Source organism: Cognataquiflexum aquatile (genome assembly GCF_003316845.1).
Classification (GTDB): domain Bacteria; phylum Bacteroidota; class Bacteroidia; order Cytophagales; family Cyclobacteriaceae; genus Cognataquiflexum; species Cognataquiflexum aquatile.
Map to the genome: position 1 here is coordinate 131,084 of NZ_QMIK01000006.1, position 16,966 is coordinate 148,049.

A 16,966-nucleotide genomic window follows, 5' to 3' on the forward strand; every position below is an offset into this window, starting at 1 on the left:
AATGATTCGCAATAAGCTCCTGGAATTAACTCTGAAAAGAAATTCCACTCTTGAACTCTTGAAAGATTAATTCAAATTTCGCAAAATATAAATTTGAATTATTGCAAAAAGTTAAAATATATTATTAATGTATATTCCCTACAAAAAATTTAATTCTTATTTCATGCCAAACTATTTTGATATTCTTGAAATCAGCCCAACGATTAGTAAAAACTGCGGTGGGTGTATGGAAAGGAAATTTTCACCTACCTATTTGGATAAAAAAAGCAAAAAATATCCGGCAATTTCTTGCCAATATACTTGCTGTTTTAATGAGAATGAGGATGATTAGAACCTTAAACCTCATCCAAAAAAATTATGTTGCATACTATTCCTTGTTAGGTTAAATTATATCCTTCATCTTTAATTTCAATCCACTTCCATGAACTTAGCAGCAATCGACATCGGTACCAACTCCATCCACATGGTCATCGTCAAAGTGACCTCAGGACAGTCTTATGAAGTTTTGGTTCAGGAAAAGGAGATGGTCAAACTTGGCGTTGGGGTGTTTGCAAACAAAATTCTGAGTCAACGGGCTTTTGATGCCGGGATAGAGACCATTTCAAGGTATGTGCAGTTGGCAGATGAATATGGCGTCGAGCACATCATTACCGCTGCCACGTCCGCAACCCGGGAAGCCAAAAACGGTAGAGAGTTTCTGGACCGTCTGATCCAGGATTCAGGACTCCATCCACAGATGATTTCCGGAAAGGAAGAAGCAAGGTTGATTTTTTTGGCCGTGAGAAAATCCATCGATCTCAAAAAGCAGAATGCCATGGTCATTGATATCGGCGGGGGAAGCACCGAAGTGGTCATTGGAAATAAGGATGAAATACTTTTCAAAAACAGCCTTAAACTTGGGGTTTTGAGGCTTTTGGATTGGGTTGGGAATGAAGGTCCATTGAATAAAACCAAACAGACCACACTCCGGAAATATATCCGAGACATTGCCCTCAAAACCATGGAAGAAGCCTCCTTAGCCGGTTTTTCGAAGGTCATCGGTACTTCCGGGACCATCAGGGCATTGGGGGAAGCGGCTTTGGAAATGACGGATGTCAACATCGTCAACTCTGTCAATGCAGAGGTAGTGAAGGTCAAAGACCTTGAAAAAATTGTAGAAAAACTCCTTGAGTTGCCGGCAGATCGAAGAACTGAGGTGAAGGGGATCAATGAAAACCGTGTTGATGCCATCCACCTCGGTGGTATGCTTATCCTTGAACTCCTCCATTTGTCAGGAGCTTCCGAAATAACGCTCTCAGATGCTTCTCTTAGAGATGGGCTGATTATCGATTATATCGAACGAAACAGGCCGAAACTGGGTGACCTTGTTGAAGGCAAAAACATCAAAGAACGATCGAGTTTGCTCATGGCGATGCGGTATGAGACAGATATTGAGGAAAAAAGGCATGTGTCCAAGTTGGCATTGCAGCTTTTTGACCAACTCCAGAAAGAGCATCAGATGAATGAGGAAGCGAAGGAATTGCTCCACAATGCCTGCCTGATCTATGATGTGGGCTTGTTTGTCAATTTTCAGGATTATCAGAAGCATTCGGCTTACCTGATATTGAATGGCCGCCTACGGGGATTCAATAATGAGGAAAGGGTCATGTTGGCGCTAATGGCACGATATCACCGAAAGTCAGGTCCGAAAAAGAAACACAAAGAATTCCATACACTTCCATCTGAAGATCAAAAACTAGTAAAAGGATTGGTGGGGATTTTGCGGATCGCAGTGGGACTTGATAAAACCAAAAACCAATGGGTAGAAGATATCCAATGCCACATGGATGAGGAAAATCTGGATATCAGGATTTTTGGCGCTGCGGCCATGGACCTGGAAATATGGGAAGCACAAAGATTTTCGGATGTTTTGTCAAAATTTTTGGATAAAAAAATACAGATCCTGAAAGGATAGTAGGTATAAACCAGCCCTCTTTTTGCCAATTCAATGTTTAATACCGGAAATCAGGGCATGTGTTCCCCAAGAAGCACTTTCCTAAGATCACCTTTTTCTTTGCCTATAAGGTATATTACATAAGGAGCAAAAACCACTATCCCAAGGATCATGGCGACAATTGCAAAGATGACGGATTTGGATTGAAATCCACCACGCCACATGATCCAGATCCCGGAGAGCAATAAATAACAGGCAAAATCCAATGCAAACTGACCGCTCCAGGTCAGAGAGCCGATATTTGAAACTGCTATCTGTAAAAATCCCCAGCCTTCATTTCGGACTGCAAAGGCAGTATAGGCCAATAAAAGTATGGTCTGGGTAATTAGAATGGCTTTAAGAATGAATTGGTTGTGGCTTTGGTTTTTCATAAGGAGGATAGATTGTTTCTTGAGACAGGAATACAATTATCCAAATTCAGAAAGAATGATTTTAGCCGCTTCCGTACAATTCCAAGAATTTTATTGGGATATGTTAAACTGAGAAACAGTTTTTTTGAGGTTGGTGAAATAGGCCGATAACCATTCGCCATTCAGTGTTTCTTCGGTGACTTGCAGGTAAAAATTTTCCAGGGCTAGGTCAAAAAGGGAAGCCGCAAGCTTTGGGTTATTTTCAAGTCGGAGGTCCTTGGTCAAGACGGAAATGAATCCTTGACTGACGATTTCATCAGATTTTTGGAGACATTTTTTGAAAGTCGGATCAGTCCTATGTACCCTCAATTGGCGGTTAAACAAAAGGTCGGTTTTGGAAGCAACCAATACACTGATAAGTTCAGGGTCAATATTCCTGCATTTTTTTTCTTCCTCAGCGATTGTTTTGGATCGGACCAAATGGTGTTCGAGCAATAGTCCCGTAAAAATTTCCAAGTCAGCAAAATGATGGTAAAAAGATGATTTGCTTTTATTCACATTCCTTGCGATCACCTCGACTTTGAGGCCTTTCGGACCTTCTTTTGAAAAAAGCCGGTACCCGGTTTCAACCCATGCTTGCTTGCTGTCTGGTGCCATTTTTTGAGAAACTTGAGATTTGACGACTGACCAATGATCTGAAAAAGACCTTAAATACAAAAAACCACTTGTCTTCTTTCGAAATATCAAGAAATATCTACTATCAAAAAATAGGCAAAAGGCTTTATTTTCTATCTGAAGGATGTTTAAATCAAAGATCCTGAATCGCAATCCTTCTTTTCTCTTTCAGTTTTTTGAAATGTGAAGGGGAGAGGCCCGTCACCTTTTTAAATTGGTTGGAAAGGTGTGCCGCACTGCTGTAATGCAGCTTGAAGGCAATTTCCGACAGGTTGAATTCTTCCAAAATAATCATTTCCTTGACGCGCTCGATTTTGAGGGAAATAAGGTACTGCTCGATCGTGGTGGCTTCCACTTCAGAGAAAAAATTGGACAGATAGGTATAGCTGTGGTTGAGTTTATCACTCAATAGCGTAGAAAAATTCACGATAGGTTTTTCGTCTGAATGGTATACATAGTCCACCATCACTTTTCTGATTTTCTCTATGATGACCCCTTGTTTTTTTTCAAGGAGCTCAAGCCCAACCGTCTTGATTTTTTTATTGAGTTCGCGTTTTTCCTCATCGGTGACATCCTTTTTTGTCTCTATTTCTCCCAAACCGACTTTGACTGGAACAATGTCCATTTCATCCAATGCTTCTTTCACGAAGGCCACGCAACTTTTGCAAGCCATATTTTTGACATACATTTTCATGGTTTTAAATTTTGTGGTTTAATGATGGAAGTAATTCAGATAGATACTCTTGTTTGACAGTTTTACTAAAATTATGCCAATTACGGCCTCCATGCGATGACAGATCCTGTAAGGTGATTGGTTTTAGAATTTCAATGACAGAAGAAAACATAAAGAAGAATGACTTCCAATGCCCAAAAAATCAAGCTTTAAATTTTCTTTGAGGCCACAAAAGTCGGGAAATCCATAGGATTGAGTTTATATAATTTCAGGTTAGGATTACATCATTTACAGGAACATCATAAGAAAAATAAAAAATAACCATCTTTTCCGTTGGGAGGCTATTTTTTACCGCCCATCAATTCTTTTGTTAGGATCTTAAACTTAAAGGCGACACCGTTGTTGTTTATCCAGATTTAAACCAAAATCAAAAAATGAAAAATTTAAGATTCTTATCATTGGCAGTTGCTACTGTCGCCACTGCTTTTCTAGCCAGCTGTGGAAATGCACCAAAAGAAGAAGTTGTAGAAGAAACAGCAGTTGAGGTAGTTGAAGAGGTTCCTGTAGAAGCTCCTAAAACCGTTGTTGACATTGCTGTTGGTTCTCCTGACCACACTACTTTAGTAGCCGCAGTTACAGCCGCAGGCTTGGTTGAGACTTTGAGCGGAACAGGACCATTCACCATCTTCGCCCCAACCAATGCTGCTTTTGCTGCATTGCCTGCAGGAACGGTAGACAATCTTTTGAAGCCTGAAAGCAAAGACAAACTGACATCAATATTGACCTACCACGTGGTAGCCGGCAATGTAATGGCTGCTAACCTTTCTGATGGTCAGGTTGTAAAAACTTTGAACGGTCAGGACTTGAAAGTTTCCATCAAAGATGGCAAAGTAATGATCAACGGTGCCAATGTTACTGCTGCTGACCTTGCAGGTAGCAACGGTGTAATTCACATAGTAGACGCGGTATTGTTACCAAAGTAATTGTAAACTGTAGAAAAATGAAAACCTGCCAATCGGCAGGTTTTTTTGTTTTAGGGGGGTTGGGTTATAGGTGCTTAATCCTGTATTTCGTTGCTTTGCTTTGAGCAAAGATTTCCATTGACTTTTGTTTTCCTGACCCCGATTCGGGCGTTTTCTTACAATTCCATTCAACGGTTTGCATATGGCTTGTGGCGGTTTCGAAGCACTTTCCTGTCCATTGAAACCAAGTCTGGCTACGAAGCGAAAACCTTGCTGGCAGTTGTTCACCCGCCATAAGCTATATGGGTTGTTGTAAGCTGTTATTTTTTTGTCATATAGTAAAATTCACGTTCCAATTCGTGCTTCATTCTTTTTGTACTTCTCCTCATTATAAAATAAGGAATTCCAAACATAAAAGCTGCGTGAATAAATATAAAAGGTAACGCAAATCCAGCCCCATTTCCTTCGATATTATCAGCCATAAAAAATGCTCCGATAAATATCGAATAGAAAACAATGCCAAATAGATAAAAAGGAATCATCATTCCACTAAATCCATTTATCTCGGTTTCAATTATTAATTTTTCGTTATTCTGTCTATAAGTTCCGCTTGCAACTGCTAAATTCATATTCATATCGAAAAATTTCCTTCTCCTCTTTATTTTGAATCCTTCATATCCAACCTGTCCTTTGTATTCATTTTTACTTGAAGAAAAGACGTCAAAAGTATCAGAGAATATTCCTGTGCTTCCTTCATCAACGTGCTGCCTAAATTTTGACACAAATTCAGTTTTGTGAATTTCGACATCAGTTGTTAAGTGTTCAATTAGTTTTATTTTCTTTAAAAATTCTTTCACGTTAGTTTGTTAATGGCTTACAACGTTCCCACGCTTGGCGCAGTGGGGGATTTTGGAAAACTAAATTGTCAACCAGCACGAATTTACAATAGAAGCAGAAACTTACAATGAACGATGTTAGCCCCCATTGCGCCAAACGTGTGTTATGCGGTCGGCTTTCTATTTTTTCTTGATTTTCGATATTGTTTGTCCAATGGATTTAGTAGGTTTGTCCATATCCTTTATTGCAAAGTCAATAGCTTCTTTTATCAATGCTTTTGCTTTGGGGTTTCTGTAATCAGTCGGTTTCTTTACGTCAATATGCCGAATTAAATTACCTGTCTCTGTCAAAAGTTTATCAGGGTCTTTCAAAAGTGTCCCTTTGTTAAACCCCAAGTTTAGGTGGTTTGTGTAAATTGGTAACATACAAAAAGCGTCCGATAGCTTGTCTGATATTGAAAATACTGCTGTCAAAGCGTGAGTATGATAAACAAGTTCGTTAGAGTCAGGGTACAATTCCAAGATGTATTCTCGCAGGTCTGTGAACAAGTCAATAATTTCTTGGTCTTTAAAGTCCAAGAGAAATTGAAAGTCTGGATGGATTGTCCGTGTTGTTTTCATCTTGCTGAATTGTCGTATTGCATTCCACAAATCAAGTTACCTTCTGTGTCCAAAAATTTAGCAATGTAACCAACGTATGGAATAGCTGTCTTAGGCATCAGAACCTGTCCACCATTGCTCTTTACTTTTTCAATAGTTTCGTCAATGTTCTCAACACCTATTGTGCATTCCAAACCGATAATTTTGTCAGGAACAGGTGAATACTTTCTTGATTGCATAGCACCAATAAGTTCTCCATTTTCTGACTTGTCCGCCTTAATTTGCAAAAAGTCGTCTTGACCATAGGAGTTGAAACCCCATTCAAAAACTCCGTCATAGAATTTTTTTGCCCGTTCAATGTCGTCAATGTGAATGGCAAAATGTGTCATTTTATTTTTCATATTTTTCTATTTTAATTGGTACAGTGTCGTCATTTAAGCTGCCGCATAACGATTGTATATCAACAACACTTGTTGATATCTACCCAAATCAGGCTGCTATCAACAATATTGTTGTTATTTTTCAATTACCTAAACTTAAAACTAATTTCCTAAATATCCAATCTGGCAGACAGACTTTTTATGTGGATAAGCACCTGGCAGACCTGAATGGATCGGGAGCCGAACTTGAAGAAAAAAAAGGCTTGGGAGATATGCGGGAAAATTAATAATCGCAGTCGAATCGCGGAGAGGGAAGGTAGTCCCATTCATACTGCTATCCCATGTACCCTGATGAAGAAAATGTTTAAACACCCTTCGGGGTCGGGGGGATTTCATTCGTTTATTTTTCCATGGGTTTCACCCACGGCTAATGAGAGGTTTGACCCTTTCAGGGTCTGAAATCCTCGGATTTGGGTATAGTATTAGGTGACGGTGAAGCCGTCGAACTTCTCAATAGCCCCTGGTATAACCGGGGGAAAGGGTAGATTAAGAAGACTTCGGAACAACCCCGAAGGGGTTGAACTTTTATACAACAAAAAACATATTCAAACTTATAACAAGTATTTGGGATCGAATTTGATTTCGTATTCTTCCAACAATGCCTGATATTCCTCCAAAAATGTGACCTTTTTATGATGCACTTCTTGGTTCTTGATATAATTGATCAACCTGGTTTTGGCTTTGATACTTTCTGAAAATGCACTATACCCATCCTGCCATCCTTTAAAATTTGGAAAAATCCCTTCACTTTTAATAAAATCACTTGAGGCGAGTTTGATGTCTTTTACAAGGGCAGAAACTGAAATGGTTGGGTGCATATGGGTTAAAATATGGATATGGTCTTCCATGCCATTTATCCTGTATAAGTGACAATTTTTATTTGTTAGTAAGTGATGGATATAGGCTAATAGCCTCTTTTTTTCAGTATGAAGAAGTGTAGTTTCCCGATGTTTGGTAGAAAAAACGATATGGAAAATAAATTGAGTGTATGTTCCCATAGGTAGAATGATTTGAAAAGTAAAAGATAGTGGAATTTAGATATTTTTCATGAAGTTTAAAAAGTTCGACACTCTTCGGGGTCGGGGGATTTGATTCTTTTATTTTTCCATGGGTTTCACTCACGGCTTCCCGGGTCAATTATTTCATCACCAAAAGCTGTTTGGGATTCTGAACATAAAAAAGTGTAATCTCAGCCATTTCCGGATTGGTGAGAACCGATACCCATTTTGATACTAAGTCATAATCAATAAAAAAAGTATCCCGATGATTATCCTGTAATATCCAAAATACTTGAACCCGTAATTTTCAACCAATTTAAGGAATATTTTTACTGCAAACCATGCACTGATAAAGGCAACTACCAGTCCTATGATGAGCATTGTAATTTCGTCATTGGTAAAATTAATGGGCGTTTTGAGCAAGTCATAGCCTGTTGCAGCAAACATGGTGGGAATAGCCAAAAGGAAGGAAAACTCTGTTGCCTGCTTTTTGTCCAATTTATTGAACACTCCTCCGATGATGGTGGCGGCAGCTCTCGAGGTGCCCGGTATCATGGATAGGCATTGCACCAGACCGATAAAGAAGGCATTTTTTAAAGGGATATTTTCAAGGGTATCCACTTCTGTGACCCGATTTACCACTTTCTTGTCAATCCAAATCAGTACAACTCCTCCAACAATCAGCGAAACCGAAACCACCACCGGATTAAACAAATAGGCTTTGATAAAATCGTAGGCTAAAAACCCAATAATGGCAGTGGGTATAAAAGCCACAATGAGTTTGATATATATTTGAATTCCCTTAAAAAACCGCTGGCTGTACATCAAGGCTATTGCGAGAATCGCACCCAATTGTATCACGATTTCGAAGGTTTTTACAAATTCATCCTCGTGGATATTCATGGCCGCCGCAGCCAAAATCATATGTCCCGTAGAGGAAACAGGCAAAAATTCTGTTAACCCTTCTATGAGGGCAAGAATGATAGTTTCAGTAATTCCCATTTTAAGCTACTTTATTTGTCGGATGAAAAGCGATATATTTTCTGATGGTTTATCCTTCACCATATGGTTAAAGGAATCCCCGGTCTGGATTATTCGGCCACAAATTAATATTTAAACCGGAAATACCTGCAATTAATGTTGGACACTTGAAAAACACTTTAAAAAACCTCCTGTCCTTAAGGCAGTTTCTTCGCTATCCATCATGCAGGATTTATGCCACCTTGACCCCAAAAATATAACCTGCCAAAGCGGATAAACCCATGGCGAGAGTTCCCCAAACAGTAATTCTCAAAATTGCTTTTTGAATACTTGAGCCACCGGTTTTTGCAGAAATCCCCCCTAGAATGACTAAGAAGAGGATTGTAAAACCATAAAGCCAATATTCCATCCCTTTGATCGGGAGAAATAAGATTATCAAAAGCGGCAACAGCCCTCCGATGGTAAATGAAGTTCCTGAGGCAAATGCTGCTTGTATTGGTTTGGCTTGGCTGATTTCATTTATTCCCAATTCGTCCCTTATATGTGTGGCCAAACCATCTTTCTCTGTCAATTCAATCGCCACCTGCAATGCCGTTTCCTTTTTCAGCCCTCGTTTTTCATATATTTGAGCCAAAATTTTTAATTCTTGCTCAGGCATTTCTTTCAACTCTTTCTTCTCTCTTTCTATGTCCGCTATTTCTGTGTCAGTTTGAGAACTTACAGAAACATACTCTCCTGCGGCCATGGATAAAGCGCCTGCTACAAGCCCGGCCACAGTTGCTAAAACAATGGGTTCCCTGGTTGAACTTGCCGCTGCAACTCCAATGGCAAGACTGGAAATAGAGATTATCCCATCATTTGCACCCAAGACTGCGGCTCTCAGCCAATTGCTTCGATGGATATAATGGCTGTCTAAATAGTTGTCGATCGTTACCATTGGCTTGCTTTGTTTTTCTTACTAAAAATTGAGACCTCTTTTTTTCAAACTAGGTTAAGGTGGTGATTTCCACCATCAAACTTTCTACAATGTACGCATCTTAAGAATCAAGCGTGCATCCCGGTGGTACCTTTAGAAAGAAATGGGATTTTTTTTCATAGCCTTACGAAAAAAAATAAATGGAAAATTACCAATTCTAACTTAAGGACATTCAACTCGTAAAAACAGGATTTGATTGACTTGATTTTATCAACTCACCCATTCAAATAGAGTTAACCACTTCACCCAAAATCCATTTTCACGACGATAAATTGCAAACTCTCCGCCGCCGTTGAGGTCCCCGCATATTTGTTCAAAATAAAAGACACACAATTGGTTGTTTCTAAAAAAAATGGGTACGCTAAAACTATTTATACAACTTCTATATTCTTTTAGAAAGTATGTCCATCCTAAATTGTCGTCAGTAAAAATTGTTGTAATGGAATCTTGAGTCATAGCCAAAGAATAAGGTATATCAAAATTACTCCATAATGAAGTGTCAATTTGTTTTTCAAGATTGTTGACTATGAATTGTTTTTCATCATTAATAAGTACTAGGGAATCAATGGCTTTGAGTTTGTTTCCTATTCTTTCATAGGTGAAAAATGAATTGTTATCCTGAATTACCTGTATCATATCATTTAGACTATTTGACCTAATCCCTTTTGTATAAACAAACTGCCTATCCTCGACAAGCTTTTCTTTAAAGATGTCTCTAAGAAATTGATCACCTTGAATTGACTGCCCTACAACATCATGGATATTAAAGAATAAGGTGATTGTGATGATCAAAAGAAAAATTTTCATAAGGATGGTTATTAAGTTACAAGTTTAACAAGCGGCAAAATTTTTAAAACTAACTTTTCTTCAAATTTTTTAAGGGCACTTTAGGATTACTATTCCTTTGTTTTCAATTTATACTTTTCTGGTTTTGAACTGGTCCTTTCTATGATTTGCCGTGCTTCCAAATCAAGTTTTAAGGTTTCTCCATACCACTGCACCCCTCCTTCAAATTCTTCTTTTACCCGCAAATACAATTCTTCCATCAATGTTGTATGCGTCATTTCGGATCCGGATAATATAGACAATAGATGATCGCGAATAAAAATATACTTGTCCAATGCTATGTTCTTATTGGTCTTGCCGGGTAGAGGATGCAAAGTCTGGATGGATTCTGATTTCTTTTTTCCCATGTCTCTTCAATTGCCCATAGGTGTGCAAACTTCAAGCAAAAATCCATCAATATCCCTCAGGTAAGCCACAGTTTGTCCCCAAGGTTTTTCTTTTGGTTTTTCCAGGATTGTTGCTCCGTGGATCAGGGCAAGTTCCACAATCTCGGATACATTTTCAGTAACAAACCCCAATTCAGTTGCAAAGGGTTTTTGCGATAAGCCGCTTTCCATAAATCCGTTTTTGAGGTTGGAATGGGCGAGTTCTTTTGAAGCAAAGGCAATGGTGGTTTGTCCTGTTTCCAATTCTCCGTAATCATTTTCGGGGGTGATGAATTTCCGGTTAAAACCAAAGGCGTTTTCATAGAATCCGATTGATTTTGACACGTCTACTACGTAGAGAATTGTGTAGCCAAATTTTACCATGGTATTTTACATTTATTTTTTTCTACTTAGATGTCAATTAAGGGAAGCTTCCCTGTCAAATTTAATGGGGGACTTGGTAGGAAATCCGGGGGAGGATTTAATTCCTTTACCCACATTTTGCCCCGGAGCATGCCTAAGTCAATCCTTAAGAATGTTATATTTCTATTTCAATCCCGCTTTGACATATTGACTTCTCTTGCAATTTCATTGTATAATTCGGTTCTGTCCCTTTCATTAAATGGACCCGGGATGCAATGAAGCATGCCTTTCATTTCCTTGTGAATAGTCGGAATATTGGCATCCATTAACTTTTTTGCATATTCCCTTCCCGTATCCCTTAATGGATCAAATTCACAGGTGATTACAAATGCCGGTGGAAGATTGGACAAACTATCCGCATAGAACGGCATCGCCAATGGATTGGTATAATCGGCCTCATCGGGCAGATAACTTTCTATCCCAAAAAGCATTTCAGCTTCTTCTAAAAAATAGCCGCTCTTAAATTTCTGATAAGAATCTGTTTGGAGTGGGATAAAGGCAACGGGACAATCTAAAACCTGGTATTTGATATTTGTCATTCCCTCCTTCATGGCTCTTATCGCCACCGTTGTTGCCAAAGTTGCCCCTGCACTTTCACCGGCTAGAATGATTTGGTTGGGGTTTCCTCCCCATTTGCCGATATTTTGAATCGTCCAATGTAAGGCTGCATAACAATCGTCATTGGGTATCGGAAAGGGGTGTTCCGGGGCAACCCTATAATCCACTCCCACCACAATCGTATTGAACGATTGGGCCAAGCGGGTGGCGTAAGTGACAGACACATTTGTCCAGGGCAACACAAAAGCTCCACCGTGAAAATAGACAACGACAGGGCTATTCTTTGGTAAATTTTTTGGTTTATATATAAAGACTGTCAGGCTATCTTTTGTAATCCTAAGGGTATCAATATCCAATCCTGCGGTATTGATCCGGACGGCATCAGTAAAGTGGCGCCGTTGCTCCAAAGTCATGGTTTTGAGTAGGGCTGTTTGGTCGTCATTGTCACCTACCAATTTTAAAAATAAAGCTTGTCCCCAATCGAGACGTCCTTCCGGCCGGAATGTCAAAGAGAAGATATAACCTACAGCAATTAAAAAAACCGTCAGGATTAAAATCAGAATGGTTTTGAAGATTTTCATGGCTTTTGGTCTATGACATGGGAAGGATAAAGCTTAAAGGTAGGTTTTTTCAAGCTTTCACCCAATATGAGAAATCTTACTGATGAGGGGGATTTTGGTACAATACTGTCATGAAGTGAGGTGCTTGACCAGTCAGCACAATTTCTTGAAATGAAGTCCAAACAGGATCAAGTTTGTATAAAAGAATTGGGTTCCAAAAAAAGGCAGTACCTTTTCTATTACATCTCCCAAATTCCAAATTCAAGACAAATCACCCCACCTCAAGTTGGTGAGAGGTATAAAATCGGTAGGTAAAAATAGCAATACACTAGTTTCAATATTGCTCCCATCATCCGAATATAATTGCAAAGATTCCATGATAATTGAAAAATTTTTATATTATCCCTGAATCCATTTTTGTTATTTAGGAATCAAAATAAAATCGAGAAAACACATGAAAAAAATTAATTCATTTCTTGCCATAAAGCTATTGCCAATTCTTTGTCTTGTTTCTTTTCTTTTTCAGTTTTCGGCATTGGCCCAGACCGAAGAGAAAGGAAAGAAATTCGATTTTCTGGTAGAGCCTTATATCATGTTTCCTAATATGAATGGGGAAACAGGTTTGGGTGATGTATTGAATATCCCCGTAAACGCCAATCCGGGAGATATTTTCAGCAGACTTCAAATGGCATTCATGCTCAATACGGAAATGAAAGCCGAAAAATGGGCTGTAACCTCAGATCTTGTTTACATGAGACTGAATCAGGATATTAGACCGGGATTGGTGATCAACTCAGGAGAAGTTACCGCCAAACAGTTTATCTGGGAAGCAGCGGGTCTTTATCGGGTCAGACCTTTTTTGGAAGTCGGTATCGGAGGTCGGTTGAACAGTCTGGATATGGGAGTGGATGTCGTTGTCAATGATCCTCCGATTGGGGAGGTTGGGGTAAGAACTTTTTCATCAAGTGAAACAAAAACATGGTATGACCCCATTATTGTCACCAGACTGACGACTGATTTTAAGGAAAAATGGGAATTGCAATTCAGAGGCGATATCGGAGGATTTGGAATAGGATCTGATTTGACCTGGCAATTGCAGGGATATGTAGGCTACCGTTTCTCAGACTTGTTTCTGTTAACGGCCGGATATAGGGTGATTTATATGGATTTTGAGTCCGGACAAGCTCCAAGAGCCTTTGTTTTTGATATGCATCAGTTTGGGCCGGTCATTAAATTCGGGTTTAACTTTTAGTAGAAGAAAAAAGACAAAGTAGGCTAGGGTAAACAGGGTGTTCTTCTTTGAAAGCAGTGTTTTAATAAACCCCGGAGAATTGACACAATTGATTTTGGTTAGGCCATTCAACAGGTTTTTCTACAAGAATTATCTTTTAACTTGGCGATGAAGCAGATTCCGACTTTAAAATATGGTGAAGATGAATGCCGAGTTTTCGGCATTCACCTTGTCCCAATCTATATCATTATCCTCATCATCAAAGGGAAAGTATCCCGACTATTTTCAAAAACGATTCTCTGCTTTTGTTAAACACCGGAATATATTTTTGTTAAATACTCTTTCAAGGAAGTTGGCTTTCTGCCCAATAGGCTCTCTAAATCCGTGTTTTCAGTGACAAACTCCCCTTGCTTGATAGCTTCGGCAAATCCTGCGAAAAACCCAATATACTCGACAGGAACACCTGCTTGGGTCATAGTTTCAAAGTACACTTCCGTCGAAGGACTCACATAATTTATTGGTTTACCGACAATCTCGCTTAAGTATTGCGCAGCTTCTATCAGTGAGGTATTTTCGGTATTGCTTATGTTATAGATTTTATTTTCGTGTCCTTTACCCATCAGCACGTTTGCGGCGGCCTCAGCCATATTATCCCTTGAGGCATATGCCGCTTTGGTCTCTCCTGCGGGCAAAAATATTCCGGTTTCTACCACCTTTTCTCCAAAAAACATAGGCAATATGTCTAGGTAGAGGTTATTCTTAAAGATAGTATAGAACATGCCGCTTTCCTTAATTTGCTTTTCGGTAGCAAGGTGTGATTTGGATACAAAAGCAATAGGCGAGGATTCGGTCTCGTTATTGCTTTTAAAACTCGTGTAAAGAATATGTCTGACGCCAGCTTCCTTAGCTGCATTTACAGCATTTTCTTGTTGTTTATCACGGTTGACCACATCTGAACCCGAAACCAACAAAAGCTTGTCAACACCTCTAAATGCTGCTACCAAAGCATTGTAATCATCATAATCGCCCACTCTCAGGTTGACACCTTTTGCTTTCAAATCACCTGCCTTAGCCTCGTCCCTCACCAAAGCAGAAATGTCCTTGGCATGAATGCCTTTTTCCAGAAGATGATTAATTACTGCCTTTCCATAATGTCCTGTTGCACCTGTTATTAAAACCATTTTTTGATAATTTAAAATTGTTGTTTATTATTGTTACACAAAGTAACAAATAATAGTATTTTAAAGTAACAGGTTACCTATTGGTAACTGAGAAAAGAGTGGTAACAAAATGGTAACTAAAGCAGCGAATATCCAAGAAGTCAAATGTCCTGTCACGGGAATGCTCCAACTCATCGGCGGTAAATGGAAGCCCATCATATTGTATTGCCTCAGGTCAGAGACCAGGAGGTTTGGGGAAATTTCGGCGCGCATACCCATCCTTTCCAGAAAGGTCCTGACCGAACAGTTGAAGGAACTCGAGCGGGATGGTTTGGTTATCAGGGAGCAGTTCAATGAAATCCCACCCCGAGTGGAATACACCCTGACTGAACTTGGGAAAAGTCTAACACCTGTTTTGAATGAAATGGAGAAATGGGGAATGGAAAATATTATTGCAAAGAGGTAACCCTAGGCACATATTTGTTCTTAGCAATCACCACAGGTCTCCGTCCTTTGTTTATTTCAGATTTCGCTGGGTGAGAAATGCATCGACTTCTTTGATTCGTTTATATCTTGGGTTATTCTACCAATTCTTTCAACTTGTTTGCTGTTTTTTGTCTATAAAATTTGATGATGTCCGTCAACTCTCCTTCGGCATTGATGATATAAAAAGTAGGCCAAATGGTCCTATTCAAATAAGTGGATGCAAAACCAAATTCATCCCAAAGGTTGGTCCAGGTTATTTTCTCCTTTTTGTCTTTGTGGGTATTTAGCCAGATTTCCCGTGAGGAGTCATCCCAAATGGTTATCATTTCTATTTTGTCATTGTTCATGGCAGCAAGCTTCTCGAGCATGCCAATACTCGCCACAGAATACGCGCAACCGGAGGAAAATAAAGCGATTAATGTCGTTTTGTTATTTGGTTGAATCACAGGAACTTGGTTACCATCCTTATCAGGCAAGGTGAAGTCTCCGACTTTACTGCCTATTTTGATAGTGTCTCGCTTTTTGGCAGCGATATAGCTTTCTATCCTTTTCACATAGGCAGAGTTTCGGTGTTCATCCGTAACAAGCAGGGTAAAGCGCTCCAAATCAGGAATACCAATCTTCTTTTTTTGCTTTTCCACAAAATACAAACCGGGAAGATTGATGGGATTGGCAAGTATAAAATCGAATTGATCCTTTCCTTCCAAGGCTTCTATCTTTTCCGAATTGGCTTGAAAAGGCAATAATCCCTGCATTTGGTAAGATTGGTCTGACCAATCTTTGGTGATTTGGACGCTGTCACTTTCAAACCAAATCAGCGGTGTTTTTTGTTCGATTTTCCCTCCCTTGGTGATATGCGCCAAATAAAAGAAAGAAGGGTGCTGCGATATATTGACATCAACTGAAAAAGTCCCGTCAGCCGGTGGGTTTAAGGGAAATAAGCGCCCATCTATTCCCATATAAATTGATTCTGCTGCATTCAGATTGTCTATTTGTCCACTGATGTTGACGGCAACCTGTGCCTGTGCATCCCAAAATGCGATAAGTAGACCCAGTGTCAAGAATAGTTTTTTCATATTTTCTGTAAAATTAAAAATACTAAAGATTGCTTAGATATCTAGCGCAAAACGGGATTTTAAGGTTTTAAAATTTTAACCGAATTTGTAGAATTGCACAAATTCTGAATTAACCGCTTTTCCCTGCAAAAAAACGCATCCGCCGAGGCCTTCCCCTCTACGTCATCATAAGCAATATCAGGATGAAGGTCAGCATCCCAAGCCCCGTGGTTATTCTTCCCATCCTTTTTGACTTTGTCCAGCCTGCCAGGGAAATCATCGTGATCAGGGATAAAACACCCAAGAAAAAAGAAATTGTTCCCAAAAGTCTCGGCAGTGCCAAATCACGCTCTGCTACCTGAAAGGGATATCCCTCGGTGGTCATCAACAAAAGTTTGGTCATGGCAAAAATCGTAACCAAAAAGAAACTCCCTGCCAAGGTCGACACCAGCATGATGATTTTTACCAATCGGGAATCATTTTGGGATACCAGGATATTGGCTATGATCGCTATGGAAAAACCCCCAAGCAGCGAACTGATGGTAATCACTTGGTTTGCTAGTTTGTTCCAGTATTCAAATGGAATCCCGGTTGTCAAGTCTGTCATTTTCTGTTCCGGTTAACAATCTGTAATTTATTCAAAACTGATCAGTTTTTTTAAAGGTTTTTTTGTTTCAGTTTGTAGGTAAACTACCTTCCAATGAACTGCGCCCGTAATTGGGGGAGGACCCGAATTCCGAAAGGTATCGGCATTGTCCCGAATTTCTCAGGATAAATTGTGAAAGGCGTACTTCTGCA

Annotated in this window: 21 protein-coding genes; 5 read left to right on the top strand and 16 right to left on the bottom strand. The window is 39.4% G+C overall.

What is annotated here, in order from left to right:
* The first annotated feature begins 421 nt into the window (after positions 1-421).
* Entirely contained in the window at positions 422-1,954 is a 1,533-nt protein-coding gene (locus DQW11_RS17545; RefSeq protein WP_113925412.1) for a Ppx/GppA phosphatase family protein, read from the top strand.
* Positions 1,955-2,004: 50 nt separating this feature from the next.
* Here DQW11_RS17545 and DQW11_RS17550 read toward each other — a convergent pair whose 3' ends face one another.
* From DQW11_RS17550 to DQW11_RS17560, 3 genes are all read right to left on the bottom strand, one after another.
* Positions 2,005-2,364, bottom strand: a complete 360-nt coding sequence (locus DQW11_RS17550) for a hypothetical protein (RefSeq protein WP_113925413.1) — start codon at positions 2,362-2,364, stop codon at positions 2,005-2,007.
* 90 nt (positions 2,365-2,454) lie between these two features.
* Positions 2,455-3,000 carry a TetR/AcrR family transcriptional regulator gene (locus tag DQW11_RS17555; RefSeq protein ID WP_113925567.1) on the bottom strand — a complete coding sequence of 182 codons (546 nt, stop codon included), beginning with the start codon at positions 2,998-3,000 and terminating at the stop codon, positions 2,455-2,457.
* 151 nt (positions 3,001-3,151) lie between these two features.
* Positions 3,152-3,691, bottom strand: coding sequence for a helix-turn-helix domain-containing protein (locus DQW11_RS17560; RefSeq protein WP_198669916.1), 540 nt, complete (start codon positions 3,689-3,691; stop codon positions 3,152-3,154).
* Positions 3,692-4,125: 434 nt separating this feature from the next.
* On the opposite strand from DQW11_RS17560, the gene DQW11_RS17565 reads away from it, so the two are divergent.
* Positions 4,126-4,674 carry a fasciclin domain-containing protein gene (locus tag DQW11_RS17565; protein ID WP_113925415.1) on the top strand — a complete coding sequence of 183 codons (549 nt, stop codon included), beginning with the start codon at positions 4,126-4,128 and terminating at the stop codon, positions 4,672-4,674.
* A gap of 299 nt (positions 4,675-4,973) precedes the next feature.
* Here DQW11_RS17565 and DQW11_RS17575 read toward each other — a convergent pair whose 3' ends face one another.
* The 3 genes from DQW11_RS17575 to DQW11_RS17585 form a co-directional block, all read right to left on the bottom strand.
* The gene (locus DQW11_RS17575) at positions 4,974-5,510 is read right to left on the bottom strand and encodes a hypothetical protein (RefSeq protein ID WP_113925417.1); all 537 of its coding nucleotides are present in this window, start codon (positions 5,508-5,510) and stop codon (positions 4,974-4,976) included.
* A gap of 159 nt (positions 5,511-5,669) precedes the next feature.
* Positions 5,670-6,110: a DUF1801 domain-containing protein gene (locus DQW11_RS17580; protein ID WP_113925418.1), complete on the bottom strand. Its 441-nt coding sequence runs from the start codon at positions 6,108-6,110 to the stop codon at positions 5,670-5,672.
* Positions 6,107-6,490, bottom strand: coding sequence for a VOC family protein (locus DQW11_RS17585; protein ID WP_113925419.1), 384 nt, complete (start codon positions 6,488-6,490; stop codon positions 6,107-6,109). Before DQW11_RS17585 ends, DQW11_RS17580 begins: the two co-directional genes overlap by 4 nt.
* On the opposite strand from DQW11_RS17585, the gene DQW11_RS17590 reads away from it, so the two are divergent.
* A complete protein-coding gene (locus tag DQW11_RS17590; protein ID WP_157966140.1) occupies positions 6,472-6,756 on the top strand; it encodes a hypothetical protein in 285 nt (94 codons plus the stop codon). The genes DQW11_RS17585 and DQW11_RS17590 overlap by 19 nt on opposite strands.
* Positions 6,757-7,080: 324 nt before the next feature.
* Here DQW11_RS17590 and tnpA read toward each other — a convergent pair whose 3' ends face one another.
* The 7 genes from tnpA to DQW11_RS17625 all read right to left on the bottom strand — a co-directional run bounded on the left by tnpA (position 7,081) and on the right by DQW11_RS17625 (position 12,257).
* Positions 7,081-7,527, bottom strand: a complete 447-nt coding sequence (tnpA, locus tag DQW11_RS17595; RefSeq protein WP_113925421.1) for an IS200/IS605 family transposase — start codon at positions 7,525-7,527, stop codon at positions 7,081-7,083.
* 234 nt (positions 7,528-7,761) lie between these two features.
* Positions 7,762-8,529, bottom strand: coding sequence for an undecaprenyl-diphosphate phosphatase (locus DQW11_RS17600; RefSeq protein WP_113925422.1), 768 nt, complete (start codon positions 8,527-8,529; stop codon positions 7,762-7,764).
* A gap of 211 nt (positions 8,530-8,740) precedes the next feature.
* A complete protein-coding gene (locus tag DQW11_RS17605; RefSeq protein WP_113925423.1) occupies positions 8,741-9,445 on the bottom strand; it encodes a VIT1/CCC1 transporter family protein in 705 nt (234 codons plus the stop codon).
* A gap of 249 nt (positions 9,446-9,694) precedes the next feature.
* Positions 9,695-10,291 carry a hypothetical protein gene (locus tag DQW11_RS17610; protein ID WP_113925424.1) on the bottom strand — a complete coding sequence of 199 codons (597 nt, stop codon included), beginning with the start codon at positions 10,289-10,291 and terminating at the stop codon, positions 9,695-9,697.
* An 89-nt stretch (positions 10,292-10,380) separates the two neighbouring features.
* Positions 10,381-10,677, bottom strand: a complete 297-nt coding sequence (locus DQW11_RS17615; protein WP_113925425.1) for a DUF6958 family protein — start codon at positions 10,675-10,677, stop codon at positions 10,381-10,383.
* A gap of 6 nt (positions 10,678-10,683) precedes the next feature.
* The gene (locus DQW11_RS17620; RefSeq protein WP_113925426.1) at positions 10,684-11,079 is read right to left on the bottom strand and encodes a VOC family protein; all 396 of its coding nucleotides are present in this window, start codon (positions 11,077-11,079) and stop codon (positions 10,684-10,686) included.
* A 167-nt stretch (positions 11,080-11,246) separates the two neighbouring features.
* Positions 11,247-12,257, bottom strand: a complete 1,011-nt coding sequence (locus tag DQW11_RS17625) for an alpha/beta hydrolase (RefSeq protein ID WP_113925427.1) — start codon at positions 12,255-12,257, stop codon at positions 11,247-11,249.
* Positions 12,258-12,690: 433 nt separating this feature from the next.
* Here DQW11_RS17625 and DQW11_RS17630 point away from each other — a divergent pair, with 433 nt between their 5' ends.
* Positions 12,691-13,488, top strand: a complete 798-nt coding sequence (locus tag DQW11_RS17630) for a hypothetical protein (protein ID WP_113925428.1) — start codon at positions 12,691-12,693, stop codon at positions 13,486-13,488.
* Between the two features lie 287 nt (positions 13,489-13,775).
* Here the strand turns inward: DQW11_RS17630 and DQW11_RS17635 are convergent, their stop codons facing one another.
* Positions 13,776-14,648 (bottom strand): SDR family oxidoreductase, encoded by an 873-nt coding sequence (locus tag DQW11_RS17635; RefSeq protein ID WP_113925429.1) that lies wholly within the window; start codon positions 14,646-14,648, stop codon positions 13,776-13,778.
* 109 nt (positions 14,649-14,757) lie between these two features.
* Between DQW11_RS17635 and DQW11_RS17640 the strand changes: the two genes are divergently transcribed.
* Positions 14,758-15,093 carry a winged helix-turn-helix transcriptional regulator gene (locus DQW11_RS17640; RefSeq protein WP_113925430.1) on the top strand — a complete coding sequence of 112 codons (336 nt, stop codon included), beginning with the start codon at positions 14,758-14,760 and terminating at the stop codon, positions 15,091-15,093.
* Positions 15,094-15,205: 112 nt separating this feature from the next.
* On the opposite strand, the gene DQW11_RS17645 is transcribed toward DQW11_RS17640, so the two are convergent.
* Together DQW11_RS17645 and DQW11_RS17650 are read right to left on the bottom strand one after the other, a co-directional pair.
* The gene (locus tag DQW11_RS17645) at positions 15,206-16,189 is read right to left on the bottom strand and encodes a TlpA family protein disulfide reductase (RefSeq protein ID WP_113925431.1); all 984 of its coding nucleotides are present in this window, start codon (positions 16,187-16,189) and stop codon (positions 15,206-15,208) included.
* Between the two features lie 157 nt (positions 16,190-16,346).
* A complete protein-coding gene (locus tag DQW11_RS17650) occupies positions 16,347-16,775 on the bottom strand; it encodes a hypothetical protein (protein WP_113925432.1) in 429 nt (142 codons plus the stop codon).
* Between the last annotated feature and the right edge of the window lie 191 nt (positions 16,776-16,966).

Excerpts from the sequence above, each read along its gene's own strand:
- DQW11_RS17610 (WP_113925424.1), bottom strand. The coding sequence starts at position 10,291 with ATGAAAATTTTTCTTTTGATCATCACAATCACCTTATTCTTTAATATC.
- DQW11_RS17635 (WP_113925429.1), bottom strand. The coding sequence starts at position 14,648 with ATGGTTTTAATAACAGGTGCAACAGGACATTATGGAAAGGCAGTAATT.
- DQW11_RS17600 (WP_113925422.1), bottom strand. The coding sequence starts at position 8,529 with ATGGGAATTACTGAAACTATCATTCTTGCCCTCATAGAAGGGTTAACA.
- DQW11_RS17565 (WP_113925415.1), top strand. The coding sequence starts at position 4,126 with ATGAAAAATTTAAGATTCTTATCATTGGCAGTTGCTACTGTCGCCACT.
- DQW11_RS17650 (WP_113925432.1), bottom strand. The coding sequence starts at position 16,775 with ATGACAGACTTGACAACCGGGATTCCATTTGAATACTGGAACAAACTA.
- DQW11_RS17605 (WP_113925423.1), bottom strand. The coding sequence starts at position 9,445 with ATGGTAACGATCGACAACTATTTAGACAGCCATTATATCCATCGAAGC.
- DQW11_RS17615 (WP_113925425.1), bottom strand. The coding sequence starts at position 10,677 with ATGGGAAAAAAGAAATCAGAATCCATCCAGACTTTGCATCCTCTACCC.
- DQW11_RS17560 (WP_198669916.1), bottom strand. The coding sequence starts at position 3,691 with ATGGCTTGCAAAAGTTGCGTGGCCTTCGTGAAAGAAGCATTGGATGAA.
- DQW11_RS17620 (WP_113925426.1), bottom strand. The coding sequence starts at position 11,079 with ATGGTAAAATTTGGCTACACAATTCTCTACGTAGTAGACGTGTCAAAA.
- DQW11_RS17640 (WP_113925430.1), top strand. The coding sequence starts at position 14,758 with ATGGTAACTAAAGCAGCGAATATCCAAGAAGTCAAATGTCCTGTCACG.
- DQW11_RS17580 (WP_113925418.1), bottom strand. The coding sequence starts at position 6,110 with ATGAAAACAACACGGACAATCCATCCAGACTTTCAATTTCTCTTGGAC.
- DQW11_RS17555 (WP_113925567.1), bottom strand. The coding sequence starts at position 3,000 with ATGGCACCAGACAGCAAGCAAGCATGGGTTGAAACCGGGTACCGGCTT.
- DQW11_RS17585 (WP_113925419.1), bottom strand. The coding sequence starts at position 6,490 with ATGAAAAATAAAATGACACATTTTGCCATTCACATTGACGACATTGAA.
- DQW11_RS17625 (WP_113925427.1), bottom strand. The coding sequence starts at position 12,257 with ATGAAAATCTTCAAAACCATTCTGATTTTAATCCTGACGGTTTTTTTA.
- DQW11_RS17645 (WP_113925431.1), bottom strand. The coding sequence starts at position 16,189 with ATGAAAAAACTATTCTTGACACTGGGTCTACTTATCGCATTTTGGGAT.
- DQW11_RS17630 (WP_113925428.1), top strand. The coding sequence starts at position 12,691 with ATGAAAAAAATTAATTCATTTCTTGCCATAAAGCTATTGCCAATTCTT.
- DQW11_RS17550 (WP_113925413.1), bottom strand. The coding sequence starts at position 2,364 with ATGAAAAACCAAAGCCACAACCAATTCATTCTTAAAGCCATTCTAATT.
- DQW11_RS17545 (WP_113925412.1), top strand. The coding sequence starts at position 422 with ATGAACTTAGCAGCAATCGACATCGGTACCAACTCCATCCACATGGTC.
- tnpA (WP_113925421.1), bottom strand. The coding sequence starts at position 7,527 with ATGGGAACATACACTCAATTTATTTTCCATATCGTTTTTTCTACCAAA.